The following is a 13,938-nucleotide window of genomic DNA, read 5'->3' on the forward strand; positions in this document are numbered from 1 at the left end:
ACCCGGCTCCGCTTGCTGCCCGGGTAAATCTGTAAGCCAGCGCAACTTTTAATATGGGCGTAACCGGAATTAAATACTTTGCGGTCTCGGATTCAACAGCCAGACCATCATGCGTATCTCTGCCCAGCTTAAAACCGTCAGCGCCATTACCGTCATCGCCTTGGTCGGGCTCGGGCTATGGGTCACCACGCAGGTACGCCTGCTGCACAGCGATTACCAGCGCTATCACGACAGCCAGCAGGCACTGGCCGCCATCGGCAACATCCGCAGCACCATGCTGACCGTATCGCGCGCCGATCCGCTGGCCCCGGATACCGGCGAGCGCCTGAACGATGCGGAACAGACCGTGCAGAAAAATCTTGCCGGCCTTGCAGGCCTCGACAGCACGGCGCTCAACACCGCGCTGGCGCAGCACTGGGCGCAATACCTGACCCAGTTCCGCAGTGCGGTGAAGATTTCCGAAACCAGCCCGCAGGATGCGCTCAGCATCCCCGAGCAGATCTCCAAGAATGAGCTCGAGCCGGTACTGGCCTTGCTCGATACCGCCAGCGCGGGCATGCAGAGCGACGCGCGGCAGGTCACCACCGCCATTGATGAGCGCATGGCCAATCTGCTGGCCAGCACGCTGATCCCGCTGGCGCTGACCGCACTGCTGATCGTGACCAGCCAGCTGTACTTTGCCCGCAAGCTGCGGGCGCGGCTGCAAGCCATGCATGAAGCCAGCCAGCGGCTGGAACAGGGCGACCTGACCGGGCGCATGCTGGAAAGCGCCGATGAAATCGGCGAGCTGGGCCGCAGCCTCAACCGCTTCCTGTCCCGGCTGGCCAGCACGCTGTCTACCGTCAGCCAAGCCGCGCAAACCACACGCAACGACGCTGGCGATGTCACCCGGCTGGCCGATGCCATCCACGGCGATGCCGCACGCCAGACCGGTCACCTGCAAGACATTGCCAGTACCAGCCAGACGCTGCAGGGCGCCATCAACGCAGTGGCCGAGCAGGCCGAGCAGGCCGCCAACCTCGCCGCGCAGACGCGTGATGCCGCCGGCAACGCCAGCCATGCCGGCCGCAACTCCATCGTGCGGCTGAATGCACTCAGCAGCGAGTTTGGCGATGCGGAGGCAGCGCTCTCCGCGCTCACGCTGGCAGTGCAGGACATCGTGCGCGTGGCGCAAGGCATTGCCGACATTGCCGGCCAGACCAACCTGCTGGCGCTTAACGCCGCCATCGAAGCGGCGCGGGCCGGTGAAGCAGGCCGGGGCTTTGCAGTGGTAGCGGACGAAGTGCGCAAGCTCTCGCTGCAAACGGCCAGCGCCACCCATGATATCCACGGCATCCTCGATACCACGCGCACCAAGGCACGTGAAACACTGGGCGCGATGCAGGCTGCCAGTGCGCGGGTCAGCGAGTGCCTGGGCGATGGCGAGGCGGTGGCGGGCTCGCTGGGCGCCATCGGTTCGGCCGCGCAAAACGTCAGCGAGATGATGGATACCATTGCCGCCGCGGTCGAAGAACAAAGCCAGGCCAGCGTGGCCATCCACGAAAGGCTGGCCGGCATCGGTGAAGGCGCAGCGCATAGCAGCCGGCGCAGCGAGGAAATGCTCGGCGACATGCGTGACCTGACCGAAACCGCCAACCGGCTGGACAAGCAACTGGCACATTTCCGCTTCTAGCGGCATTAACCGTGGCAATGTTGCCTGTCGTCTGCGGCGCCTTTCAGCCTGCACGCAACGGGCTATGGTGTATGAGTGGCGCCGATCCCGGGCCACCCTGATCCACCCGGAGGACATCACCATGCCGCTACGTCCGTTGCTGGCCACCCTGCTTGCCATGACCACCCTGCCGGTACACGCGGCAGATGTACTGATCGAACGCAATATGTCACTGTCGCTTGCAGTGGATGCCGCACAGGCGGCAGTGCAGTTCTGCCAGGGCAAAGGCTGGAATGTATCGGCAGCGGTGGTGGACCGCGCCGGGGTACTGAAAGCCGAGCTGCGCGCCGATGGCGCCGGCCCGCACACCATCGCCGCTGCACGGGACAAGGCGTTTACGTCCGCATCGGCCAGGAATGCCACCACGGCCATGCTGGACGCGGTACAGAAAAATCCGCCTGCAGCCACATTGCCGATGATAGAAGGCTTTCTGGTGCTGGGTGGCGGCGTGCCGATCAAGGTGGGCGACGAAGTGATCGGCGCCATCGGCGTGGGCGGCGCACCGGCCGGGCCACTGGATGAAACGTGTGCCCAGGCAGGCATTGCGAAGATTGCCGACCGGTTGAAGTAGCAACTCGTCATCCCCGGCAAAGCCGCTATCCGCTTTGCCGGCTGATCTGTCCGGTGTCAGAGCGCAAAACGCATCGACAGATCGACCGCCTGGATATCCTTGGTGAGCTTGCCCACCGAAATCCGGTCCACACCGGTTTCAGCAATCGCGCGCAAGGTGCCCATATCTACGCCACCTGATGCTTCCAGCACCGCGCGGCCTGCGGTGATGAGCACCGCCTCATGCAGCTGTTCCAGGCTGAAGTTATCCAGCAGCACCGAGGGCGCACCGGCAGCCAGCGCCGCAGCCAGCTCCGGCAGGTTTTCCACTTCGATCTGCAGCGTAACGTGGTCAGGCGCAATCGCGCGTGCGGCAGCCAGCGCCTCGGCAATGCCGCCAGCGGCCATGATGTGGTTTTCCTTGATCAGTATCCCGTCATACAAGCCGATGCGCTGGTTGGCACCCCCGCCAACCGTCACCGCATACTTTTGCGCACGGCGCAGGCCCGGCAACGTTTTGCGGGTATCCAGTACCCGGGCACGGGTGCCAGCCACCACATCCGCATAACGGCGTGTTTCGGTGGCCACTGCAGACAGCGTCTGCAGGAAATTGAGCGCGGAGCGCTCCGCGGTCAGCAGGCTTTGCGCCACGCCTTCGATCTGGCACAGCACGGTATCCGTTCCGACGGGTGCGCCCTCCGCCACCTGCCAGTGCACGGCCACACCGGCATCCACCTGGCGGAATACTTCATCGAACCACGCCTGGCCACAAATCACCGCATCCTGGCGTGCGATCACCGTGGCGCGGCCACTGCGGCCTGCCGGGATCAGCCTGGCGGTCCAGTCGGCATCGCCGATATCTTCCTGCAATGCAGCAGCCACGTTGGCGGCAATGAGGTGATGCGGGGGCAAGACAAAGGTCATGAGGCTCAGCAGTCAAAATCAGGCAGGATCAACGGGGCAATGGCGGCGGCAAGTTCGCTGCGTATCCGCCACAGCGCGGGTGCATTGTCGGCTTCCAGCCGCAGGGTAAGCAAGGGTTGCGTGTTGGACGCGCGGATCAGCCCGAAACCATCCGGGTACTCGATGCGCAGGCCATCGATGTCCGCCACGCGCTCGGCACTGGGAAAGCGTGCGGCTGCAGCAATGCGCGCCACCAGTGCGTGGCCGTTTTCAGCCAGCGGTATCTGCAGTTCTGGCGAAGTCAGCGGCGTGGGGAAGCCAGCCAGCTCGGCATCGATATCGAGGCCGGCAGCCAGCAGCCGCAGCAGCTTGGCGCCCGCATACAGCGCATCGTCGATGCGCCAGCCAGCAAACGCAAAGTGGCCGGATAGCTCGCCCGCCAGCAGCGCGCCGGTATCGCGCAGCTTTTTCTTCATATGCGTGTGGCCGGTGGGAATGGCCTCGCATGTGCCACCGTGCCGGGCCACCCACGCGGCCACTGCGCGGCTCGATTTCACATCGAACAGCACATGGCCGCCACCATGCTCGGCAAGTTCCGCGGCAGCGAACAGCATCAGCAGCCGGTCTCCCGGCACCGTGGCGCCACGGCGCGTGACTACGCCCAGGCGGTCGCCATCACCATCGAATGCCAGGCCGATGTGCGCGCCGTGTGCGGCAACGGCCGCTTTCAAGTCCAACAGGTTGGCTTCATTCTGCGGATCGGGGTGATGGTGCGGAAAATGCCCGTCCACCTCGCAATAGAGTTCGATCACCTCGCAGCCCATGCGCCGGTACAGCGCGGGTGCAAACGCGCCGGCCACACCGCTGCCGCAATCGACGACGATTTTCAACGGGTGCGCCAGCGGCAGGCGCGCGGCAATCGCCGCAAAGTAATCATCCGCCACCGCAAACTGCCGCACGCTGCCCGGCTGGGCGGCCGGTACGCGGGTAAATGCATCCGTTTCGATGCAGTTGCGTAGCGCCTGCAGGAAGGCGCCACCCAAAGCCTCGCCCCCCAGCATGATCTTGATACCGTTGTATTCAGGCGGATTGTGGCTACCGGTCACCACCACACCGCAGCCATCGGCAGCGTGGTTCGCGGCAAAATACAGCAGCGGCGTTGCCGCCAGGCCAAGGTCCAGCACCTGCATGCCGGCTTCGGTCAGGCCACGGGCCAGCGCGGCGGTCAGCGCAGGGCTGGACAGGCGCCCGTCCCGCCCCAATGCCATGCGGCTGAAGCCACGCGCGGTGGCCTCGCAGCCCAGCGCGCGGCCGATCAGCCAAGCAGCATCCGGCGTCAGCAGGTCGGTGCGCGCGCGCACGTCGTACGCCTTGAAGATTTCTGCGGGTATCAGCGCCATCGGGTCTCCGCTCAGCGCGGCAGCGGCGAGTGATGCTGGAAGAACCGGTGCAGCACATCCGGCAACCACGACAGGCGTCCGGGCGGATACGCGGTCACGAAGCCCACGTGGCCGCCTTCCTTCGGCTGCAGCAGCATTACCCAGTCCGATACATCGTCCTCGCCCGGCAAGCTGCTGGCCGGAATGAACGGATCATTTTTCGAGTTGATCAGCAAGGTGGGCACGGCAATATGCTTGAGCAGCGGCAACGCGCTGGAGGTCTGCCAGTAGTGATCGACACTCTTGAAGCCATGCAGTGGCGCAGTCACCAGATTATCAAACTCGCGTAGCGTGCGCGCCCGCTTCACGCTGTCGCGGTCGATATACGGGTTATCGGTCATCTTCAGCTTGAGTAGCGTCTTGCGCTTGAGCGAGCGCAGGAACTCGCGTGTGTACAGATGGCGGTTGACGCCCACGTCCAGCACATTGCCGCACGCGGTCAGGTCCAGCGGCGCGCACACCACGCCGGCGCCGCTGAGCAGCTCTGCAGCGGATTCGCCCTGCTCGCCCAGCCATTTGGCCAGCGCATTGCCACCCAGCGATACACCCACCGCGTACAGCGGCGATTCCGGGTTGCGATCACGGATGCGGCGCAAGATCCAGTCGATCTCGTTGCTGTCACCCGCATGGTACGCACGCGGCAGGCGATTGGACACATTGCCGCAACTGCGGAAATGCGGCACCGCAACGCGGTAGCCCCGCGGGTAGAAGTGTTGCGCCAGCGACAGCGCATAGTGGCTTCTGGATCCGCCCTCGAGACCATGAAACAGCACCACGATGGGCGTGCCTGCCCGGCCATCCACCCAGTCGACCACGATATTGTCGAGATCGGGCGTCACCCAGGCTTCGCGCCGGTAGCGTGTCAGCCTTTGCCAGAGGAACAGCGCCGGATAAACCGTCTGGGCGTGGCCGCCGGGTAGCCAGGGCGGCGCGTGGTAAGTGGGCAAATCGAGATGGCGTTCGTGTCGCATGAGTGCAAGGCTAATTTTTTTGTGTGAAGCGCACAAGCAAGAAAGGCCACCCAGGGCGGCCTTTCTTACGTGATCGACGAGCGGCAGGCCATGCAACGCATCGCGCAAACCACCAAGCGCTTATTCCAGACCCTTGCTGGCCAGATAGTCTTCGTACCCGCCGAGGAAGTGCTCGTAGCTGCCGTCGCCGTTCAGCTCCAGAATCTGCGTGGCCAGCGACGACACGAATACCCGGTCGTGCGAGACGAAAATCAGCGTGCCCTTGTACAGATCCAGCGCCAGGTTCAGGGATTCGATCGACTCCATGTCCATGTGGTTGGTCGGCTCGTCCATGATCAGCACGTTGGGCTTTTGCAGGATCAGTTTGCCGTACAACATGCGGCCCTTTTCGCCACCGGACAGCACCTTCACCGATTTCTTCACATCATCGCCGCCAAACAGCAGACGGCCCAGGATGCCACGGATGATCTGGTCGTCGTCACCCGGCTGGCCCCATTGCTTCATCCAGTCGAACAGCGTGATGTCTTCGCTGAAGTCTTCCTCGTGATCCTGCGCGAAGTAGCCCGGCTCGGCCTTGTCCGCCCACTTGATGCTGCCGGCATCCGGCTTGAGCTCGTTCACCAGCAACTTCATCAGCGTGGATTTGCCCACGCCGTTGCCGCCGATCACCGCCAGCTTGTGACCGGCTTCGAAAATCAGGTTCAGGCTCTGGATCAGCGGCTTGTCGAACGACTTGGACAGATTGCTGGCCTCGAATGCCTGGCGGTGCAGCTTCTGCTTGTCGTCCATGTCGAAGCGGATGTAGGGGTTCTGCCGCGACGACGGCTTCACCTCGATCATGTTTTCCTTGATCTTGTCGGCCAGTTTCAGGCGCGATGTGGCCTGGCGACTCTTGGACTTGTTGGCGGCAAAACGCTGCGCGAACGCCTGCAGCTCGGCCACTTTTTCCTTGGCCTTGCTGTTGTCGGTCAGCAAGCGTTCACGCGCTTGCGTGGCGGCCAGCATGTAGTCGTCGTAGTTGCCGGGGTAAATACGGATCTCGCCGTAATCCACATCGGCAATGTGCGTGCATACCTGGTTCAGGAAGTGACGATCATGCGAGATGATCAGCATGGTGGAGTTGCGCTGGTTCAGCGTTTCTTCCAGCCAGCGGATAGTATTGATGTCCAGGTTGTTGGTCGGTTCGTCCAGCAGCAGCACGTCCGGATTGCTGAACAGCGCTTGGGCCAACAGCACGCGCAGCTTCCAGCCCGGGGCCACGTCACTCATCGGGCCGTTGTGCAGCTCGATCGGGATGCCCGCGCCCATCAGCAGCGCGCCAGCGCGCGCTTCTGCTGTGTAGCCATCATATTCGGCCACTTTGCCTTCCAGCTCTGCGGCGCGCATGTAATCGTCTTCGGTGGCTTCCAGATTGGCGTAGATGGAATCACGCTCGTGGATGGCATCCCACAGCTCGGCATGGCCGTGCAGCACCACATCCAGCACGCGCATGTCTTCGTAGGCAAACTGATCCTGCTTGAGCTTGCCCAAGCGCACGCCCGGATCCAGGCTGACGTTACCGCCGGACGGCTCCAGATCACCCCCCAGAATCTTCATGAAGGTGGACTTGCCGCAGCCGTTGGCGCCGATCAGGCCGTAGCGGTTGCCATCGCCGAATTTGACGTTTACTTTCTCAAAAAGCGGCTTGGCGCCGAACTGCATGGTGATATTGGCGGTACTGATCATGTGTCGATTGCCTCTCGCGCGGGGCCGAACCGGCCTTGGCGCAGGTAAAATACTGAAAATTTCGAATCGCCGGATTCTACCACATGCCCCAGCACCGCTTTGCGGCACAAAGGCCGTTGCGCCTTTCCCATATCGAACCCTTCCACGTGATGCGCATCCTGGCGGACGCGCAAGCCATGGAAGCGGCCGGGCATGACGTCATCCATCTGGAAGTCGGCGAACCCGACTTCCCCACCCCTGCCCCCATCGTTGCCGCCGGTATCGCGGCGCTGAGCCAGCACAAAACCTTTTATACCGGTGCCTGCGGACTGCCCGAGCTGCGCGCAGCCATTGCGGGCTTTTACGCCAGCCAGTTTGGCGTGACGGTGGACCCGGCACGCATCATCATCACGCCCGGTGCATCAGGCGCGCTGCAGCTCATCCTGGCGCTGCTGGTAGAGCGCGATACAGAGGTATTGCTCACCGATCCCGGCTACCCGTGCAATCGCCATCTGGTGAGCCTGTTTGAAGGCAAGCCTGTCAATGTGCGGGTCGGCCCTGGCAGCCGTTATCAGATGACCGCCGATCTGCTGACAACAAACTGGAATAAAAACACAGTGGCCGCGCTGGTAGCCAGCCCCGCCAATCCCACCGGCACGGTGCTGGAGCTATCCGAACTGGCCGCATTGGCCGCCGCCGCCCGTCAGCGCGACTGCGCCTTGATCGTCGATGAGATCTACCAGGGGCTGGTATATGGCCGCCCGCATGAAACGGTACTGTCGGTAGCGGACGATGTGTTCGTCGTGAACAGTTTCTCGAAGTTCTTCCAGATGACAGGCTGGCGGCTGGGCTGGTTGGTGGCGCCGGAATGGGCGCTACCCGACCTGGAAAAGCTGGCGCAGAACCTGTTCCTGGCACCACCCACCGTGGCGCAGCACGCGGCGCTGGCTGCATTCACGCCGGAAACCCTCGCCATTCTTGAAACGCGCCGGCAGGAACTGGCAGCGCGCCGCACATTGCTGGCGACCGGGCTGCAAGCGCTGGGCTTTGAAATACCCTGTGTGGGCGATGGTGCGTTTTACCTGTGGGCCGATGCAGCACGCTTTACCGATGACGCCAGCGATTTTGCCGCCCGACTTCTGGCGGAGGAAGCGGTTGCGGTCACCCCCGGGGTGGATTTCGGCCATGCGCCCACGCTGTTGCGCTTTGCCTACACCCAGCCAGAAGCGCGCCTGAATGGTGCATTGCAACGTATTGCGCACTTCTGTGGCCGCCGTCCGTCCTGAATTTGCAGCCGGGACCCTGTTTGCCTAATCTGGTAAGCGGCAAATTGACTTACAATCCCAGCCAATAATAAATCAGGGGGATGGGCAACGATGTTTGACTTCAAAGGTCTGGTGGGCGCCTTGTTCAGCAAGCGCGACCAGGAAGGCGTATTCGACCTCAAATCTGCCACTGTCATGATGCAGGAGCTGCCGGAATCAGACATCCTGCAAGCACAACTGGAAATCGTGAAGGCATTGAAACAGCTGAACGCCAATCCGAAAATCAGTCTCAAGGAGCGGATGAAAACCGTTCCTTACCTGGACGAGAAAGCGCGCACCTTACAGCAACATCTGGTCGACATTTATCTGGGCCGCGTCATCGTCGAACATGTAGGGCCACCGCATGTGCTGCCCACCCTGCTCGCTTTCTGGGCAGAAATGGGCGACGCCTACCGCATCACGCTCAAGCAGGCACAGCAAACCAGCAACCGCCCGCTCGACAAGAGCATGCACATCTTCATCCTGCGCGGCCTGGCGTACTTCGGCCAGCAGATCAAATGGGCCTACCTGCGTTACCTGGAGCTTGATCCCAAGGTGTGGCGCAACCTGAACCGGCTGTACTTGCTGGCTGAACAGCAAGGCTGCGCCAACACGCCGCTGCAAGCTTATCCGGACAGCGAAATCACCGAATCACGCCGTGAATACCTGCAGGTGCTGATGCTGGCGCTCGCCAACCCGGAACGGCTGCAATCGAGCCAGATCGAAGTGCTGTCGCAATGGCTGAAGCGCTGGGCCGGCCGCATTGATCTGGAAACACAGATCCGCCCCAACCGGCAGCTGTTTGCCATCAACATTGCCGGCTCCACCCCGCCCAAGCGCTTACGCCGCGACATGGTGGGCGAGAACTGGCGCTACTGGACAACCGAACCGCTGGTGCAACACATGCGCGAAGTGGCCGAGCAACTGATGCAGGATGAAGTGGATCCGGCCGCGCATGGCCTGCCGGAAGACTCTGCCGCACCCGCCAACATCGACCTGATCCAGGGGCTGATCGAATTGTGGTCTCGCGATACGCCGGCCCCCATCCGCAAGTTCGAGCGCCGCACAGCCAAAAAAGCCATCCACGTCGTGCGCGGCCTGGATGACGTGATCCAGTTCCTGCGTGGCGAGCGCACCGGCAGCAGCACCGCCCGGTCCCCTGCGCTGAGCGGACGCTGGGAAGTGGAAAACGAAAGCGCCGGCGGCGTGGGCGTTACCTACCAGTCCGCCGGTGACGACAAGCTGCAGGCTGGCGAAATCCTTGGCTTGTCCGGCATCGGCAACCAGCCTTTTGCCACGGGCATCGTGCGCCGTATCAACAAGACGCTGGATGGCCTGGTGCATGTCGGCATCGAGGTACTCACGCAAACCGCGGTGATCGTGGAACTGAGCCCGCTGGGCAGTGATCGCAGCTTCTTCGGCCTGTACTCACCCGATGCCACCGCCAACCCGCGCGGGCGTTTTTTGCTGCTGCCGCAAGCATTCTTTGCCGACAGCCGTGAATTCCGCCTCTCCGCGCAGGGCAAGATTTACCGTATCCGCCTGAGTACCGCGCTGGAGCACACAGCCAGAGCCACGCTCACCCGGTTTGCGGTGCTGGAGAAACTTGGCGGCTGACGGACCAAGGCCAATTTGTTACACTGCGTGCCTCTGGAAGCGTGGCTGAGTGGTTTAAGGCAGCGGTCTTGAAAACCGTCGGGGATGTGAGTCCCCCCAGAGTTCGAATCTCTGCGCTTCCGCCAACATAAAGAACTAAGCCCCTGAAAATTCAGGGGCTTTTTCTTTTTCAATTTTCCGGCATGCCATTCAGCATGCCATTTTTATACCCATATGGACTTGGCCTCGCCTTTCTTTCCCCAGACAAGAACTACTGAGTTAGTGATTTACTCGCTATGGACCAGGGCCTGTTAACACTAATTGCACAGTTAGCGATTTCTACGGATACGATGTCCATGGAAATCACGTCCGCGCAATTTGCACAGATCGAACACTGCCTGCCCCGGCAGCGCGGCAACGTCAGCCTCACGAATCTGCAGGTCTTCAATGCCATCCTGTACGTCGCAGAGCACGGCTGTAAGTGGCGAGGCTTGCCCAAACGATTCGGCAACTGGCACACCATCTACACCCGCATGAATCGCTGGGCCAAGGTCGGCGTTCTAGACCGGGCCTTCGAGGAGCTACAACGCACTCAGGTTGTACGGATCAAGATGGAAGCCGTCTCTTTGGACAGTACCAGCGTCAAGGTCCATCCAGATGGCACCGAAGCACCAAAAAAAACGGTCCGCAGGCTATCGGCAAGTCCCGCGGTGGCCGGAACTGCAAAATTGCACTGACTTGATCGCCTAGTTGCATAGAACTTGAGCATCAAATTGCACCGCTGTTGATCACCAGACATCTAGAATAAAACCCAAAAAACCCCCGGCACCTTGCGGCAACCGGGGTTGACATAACGTTGTCGAGCCAAGAAGTTGTTCGTTATCCCTGTGAGAGGAGGCTAAACGAGGTGGCAGCACATCAGCCCCGATCAGCCCCTCGCAGCCGAATCGTGGACAGGTTACGGGGTAACGGTCAGATTCAGGCTGTACGGCCCGGTATTGCCGTTGCCATAGCTGGTCACCTGGATGCTGTAGCTACCCGCCGTGCCGGCCGGCAGCGTAAAGGTACCGCTGGTGGCCGGGATGCGCGAGTTGGTGCTGCCGCCGCTGTCATCGTTGTAGGCAATTTGCTTGCCGGTCGGATCGAGCAGGTAGACATAGGTGTCAAACGCCGATGCACTGAGTGCGATGCTTACCTTGTTTCCCGGTGTGGCGGTAAAGCTGTAGCGGTCGGTGTAATACCCGCTACCACGCAGACCATAACTGCAGGTATTGGCCTGCAGATTGCCGTTCACCGTCACGCCGCTGTTGATGGGCTGGGTGGTGGGTGGTGTGCAGTTGGTGCCGCCCGGGGCCTGGGAGACGTTGAAGGTCGATGCCACACCTGGCCCCTGCACGCTGCCGCTGGCGCTGCGTGCGCCGGTGCTGGCCGGCACGCTGAAAGTGAAGCTGCCATTACCGTTGCCGCTGTTGGCCGATGTCAAGGTAGCCCAGGCCGGCACGCTGGCGATCCAGGTGCAGGTGGACGGTGCGCTCACGTTGATGGTGGTGCTGCCACCGACGGAGCTCAGGCTGACATTGATCGGTGTCAGCACCGGGGCAGTCGTGCAGTTGCCTGGCGCGCTCTGTGTGAGGGTATAGCTGTTGCCGATGCCCTGCGCGCTCACTGCGATGCCGCCGCTGCGCGCTGCGCCGGTATTGGTCGCCACGCTGTAGTTCAGCACGGCATTGCCGACGCCGCTGCTGGGGCCGCTGATCGTGAACCATGCCGGCATGCCACCCTGCAGTGTCCACGGGCAGCGGTCGCTGGCGTTCACGTTCAGCGTGCCGCTGGTGGCTGCTGCGCTGTACGAGAACGTGCCCGACAGCGTGGGCTGGCTGGTGCAGGAGGTCGAGGCCGCCTGGGTCACCGGCACTCTAATGTTGCCCACGGTGAAGCTGGCGCTGAGCGGGGTGACCGTGGTGTTGCTGCCTGTGGTGGCAAAGCCGACTGCCGCGGTGCCATCGGGCTGGATCACCTGCGGGTTGGGCGCACCACCCTGTAGCCAGCTCGGCAAGCCGGCCACTTCGAAGTGGCAACCCGGTGCGCCGGTCACCGTCAGGCTGGCGCTACCGCCTTCGCTGGGCAGGTTGATACTGCCGGGGCTGGCCTCCAGGATTCGTGTCTGGCACGTTGGCTCGAACAACTCGGCAAAGCTCGAGGCATTGAGCTGCTCCGTGCCGCCAGCCAGCAGCAAGCTGCCATCATGCAGCACGGTAGCCGTGCCTTCGCGTACTCTGAGGCGCTTGGGGCCGGCCACACTCCAGTTGCCCGCTTGCGCGTTATAGCGCAGCAAGCCGTTATTGAATGAGCCCGACAGCATCACATCGCCGCCAGGCAGCGTCACTACATAATTCACCGGGTCGACCCACTCCGGCATGGCCGGCGCAGCCGAGAACCTGCCGGTCGCCGGATCATAGATTTCGGCACTGGCCAGCGACGACGAACTGCGGCCGCCCGCCACCAATACCCGGCCATCAGCAAGCAACACCGGTTTGATTTCCGACCGCGCCACGTTCATGTCACCAGTTGCCGTCCACAGATTGGTGGCCGGATCCCAAATCTCGGCACGCTTCAGGTATGTGGTGCCACTCCCGACATTGCCGACGCCACCCACCTTCAGCACCCTGCCATCCGCCAGTACGACCACACCGTGCAAAGTGGTCAACACCAGCTGATTGCCGGTCGGGGTGAACGTGCCGGTCTGCGGGTCATACACCTCGGCATAGGCCGGTGCGCCAGTGTTGTCCTTCGAGATCACGAACACGCGACCATCCGGCAGTCTTTGTGCCAGCACACGTGCACGCGCCACTGCCATGCTGCCGGTGGCCGTCCACTGACCGGTGGCCGGGTCGAAGATTTCCGCACTTGCCGTACCCAGCAGCGACGGGCTGTTGGCAATCGTGCCGCCCACCACCAGCACGCGGCCATCCGCCAAGGTCACCGCACCGTGCTCGGCACGGGCCTGCAGCATCGGGCTCGTTGGCACGAACAGGCCCATGGCGGGGTCGTACATGTCGACGCTGCTATATGGCGCCGTGGACGCGGAAACCTCCCCACCGGTGATCAGCACCCGACCATCCGCCAACACACTGGCTTGATGAGACAAGCGCGGCACACTCAATGTGCCCGTACTCACCGCCGCCTGGGCGCCACTCGCCGCCAGCAAGGCCGCCAGCATCATGCCTGCCACGCCGCGGCGGGCAGACAATTGAAAAGATGTTTGCATATAAATGCCTCCTTGGTTCAGAACAATCCGTTCTGCTGGCGATATGCCAGAGGAGTCAAATTACGCCTTTTACTTCATTGGGCACTGCGGTGTAACACTTGGAAAATCATGGGAGGCACGGTGTGTTCGCGAGCGCATCGCCCACGTGCCAATGCTTGTTATCACCACGCACTTTTCATCTGCATAAGGGTATACGTCATCCAGCAGCTCTTCAACTTGTCGGATGAACAGCGCGAATATCAGGTGCTTGACCGCAGCAGCTTCCAGCGTTTCCTGGGCATCAAGGACAGCGGCAAGGTGCCGGATCGCAATACCGTCTGGACCTTCCGCGAGAAGCTGGTCCAGGCCGGCCTGGGTGCGGCACTGTTTGATGAAGTGAACCGCCAGCTGCAGGCCCATGGCTATCTGGCCCGTTGCGGCCAGATCATCGATGCCACGCTGGTGCCGGTGCCGATCCAGCGCAACGGCCGCACCGAGAACGCGCAGATCAAGT

The 13,938-nt window shown here is 62.2% G+C and carries 10 protein-coding genes, 1 tRNA gene and 1 pseudogene; 7 read left to right on the forward strand and 5 right to left on the reverse strand.

Annotated elements, in window-relative coordinates:
* Positions 1 to 109: 109 nt before the first annotated feature.
* Both IGB42_RS17435 and IGB42_RS17440 read left to right on the forward strand, forming a co-directional pair.
* Positions 110 to 1,672 carry a methyl-accepting chemotaxis protein gene (locus tag IGB42_RS17435; RefSeq protein ID WP_159674035.1) on the forward strand — a complete coding sequence of 521 codons (1,563 nt, stop codon included), beginning with the start codon at positions 110 to 112 and terminating at the stop codon, positions 1,670 to 1,672.
* 121 nt (positions 1,673 to 1,793) lie between these two features.
* Positions 1,794 to 2,282 (forward strand): heme-binding protein, encoded by a 489-nt coding sequence (locus IGB42_RS17440; protein ID WP_159674037.1) that lies wholly within the window; start codon positions 1,794 to 1,796, stop codon positions 2,280 to 2,282.
* Positions 2,283 to 2,338: 56 nt separating this feature from the next.
* Here the strand turns inward: IGB42_RS17440 and nadC are convergent, their stop codons facing one another.
* The 4 genes from nadC to IGB42_RS17460 all read right to left on the reverse strand — a co-directional run bounded on the left by nadC (position 2,339) and on the right by IGB42_RS17460 (position 7,298).
* On the reverse strand, positions 2,339 to 3,184 hold the full coding sequence (gene nadC, locus IGB42_RS17445) for a carboxylating nicotinate-nucleotide diphosphorylase (protein ID WP_159674038.1): 846 nt from the start codon (positions 3,182 to 3,184) through the stop codon (positions 2,339 to 2,341).
* A gap of 5 nt (positions 3,185 to 3,189) precedes the next feature.
* Positions 3,190 to 4,563 carry a phosphomannomutase/phosphoglucomutase gene (locus IGB42_RS17450; RefSeq protein ID WP_159674040.1) on the reverse strand — a complete coding sequence of 458 codons (1,374 nt, stop codon included), beginning with the start codon at positions 4,561 to 4,563 and terminating at the stop codon, positions 3,190 to 3,192.
* Positions 4,564 to 4,574: 11 nt separating this feature from the next.
* Positions 4,575 to 5,573 (reverse strand): YheT family hydrolase, encoded by a 999-nt coding sequence (locus IGB42_RS17455; RefSeq protein WP_159674042.1) that lies wholly within the window; start codon positions 5,571 to 5,573, stop codon positions 4,575 to 4,577.
* 120 nt (positions 5,574 to 5,693) lie between these two features.
* Positions 5,694 to 7,298, reverse strand: coding sequence for an ABC-F family ATPase (locus IGB42_RS17460; RefSeq protein ID WP_159674044.1), 1,605 nt, complete (start codon positions 7,296 to 7,298; stop codon positions 5,694 to 5,696).
* Positions 7,299 to 7,381: 83 nt separating this feature from the next.
* On the opposite strand from IGB42_RS17460, the gene IGB42_RS17465 reads away from it, so the two are divergent.
* The 4 genes and pseudogenes from IGB42_RS17465 to IGB42_RS17480 form a co-directional block, all read left to right on the forward strand.
* Positions 7,382 to 8,563, forward strand: coding sequence for a pyridoxal phosphate-dependent aminotransferase (locus IGB42_RS17465; protein ID WP_159674046.1), 1,182 nt, complete (start codon positions 7,382 to 7,384; stop codon positions 8,561 to 8,563).
* A 90-nt stretch (positions 8,564 to 8,653) separates the two neighbouring features.
* Positions 8,654 to 10,198, forward strand: coding sequence for a hypothetical protein (locus tag IGB42_RS17470; RefSeq protein WP_159674048.1), 1,545 nt, complete (start codon positions 8,654 to 8,656; stop codon positions 10,196 to 10,198).
* A gap of 35 nt (positions 10,199 to 10,233) precedes the next feature.
* Positions 10,234 to 10,323: transfer RNA gene (locus IGB42_RS17475), tRNA-Ser, on the forward strand.
* Between the two features lie 210 nt (positions 10,324 to 10,533).
* A pseudogene (locus IGB42_RS17480) lies at positions 10,534 to 10,907 on the forward strand (IS5 family transposase); the annotation flags it as partial.
* Positions 10,908 to 11,135: 228 nt separating this feature from the next.
* On the opposite strand, the gene IGB42_RS17485 reads toward IGB42_RS17480, so the two are convergent.
* Complete coding sequence (locus IGB42_RS17485) at positions 11,136 to 13,445, reverse strand: kelch repeat-containing protein (protein ID WP_159674050.1); 2,310 nt, start codon at positions 13,443 to 13,445, stop codon at positions 11,136 to 11,138.
* Positions 13,446 to 13,661: 216 nt separating this feature from the next.
* Here IGB42_RS17485 and IGB42_RS17490 point away from each other — a divergent pair.
* Positions 13,662 to 13,938 (forward strand): transposase (locus IGB42_RS17490; protein ID WP_174764231.1); only part of this gene is annotated, 277 nt, incomplete at its 3' end.

This window comes from Andreprevotia sp. IGB-42 (assembly GCF_009848685.1).
Taxonomy (GTDB): Bacteria; Pseudomonadota; Gammaproteobacteria; order Burkholderiales; family Chitinibacteraceae; genus Andreprevotia.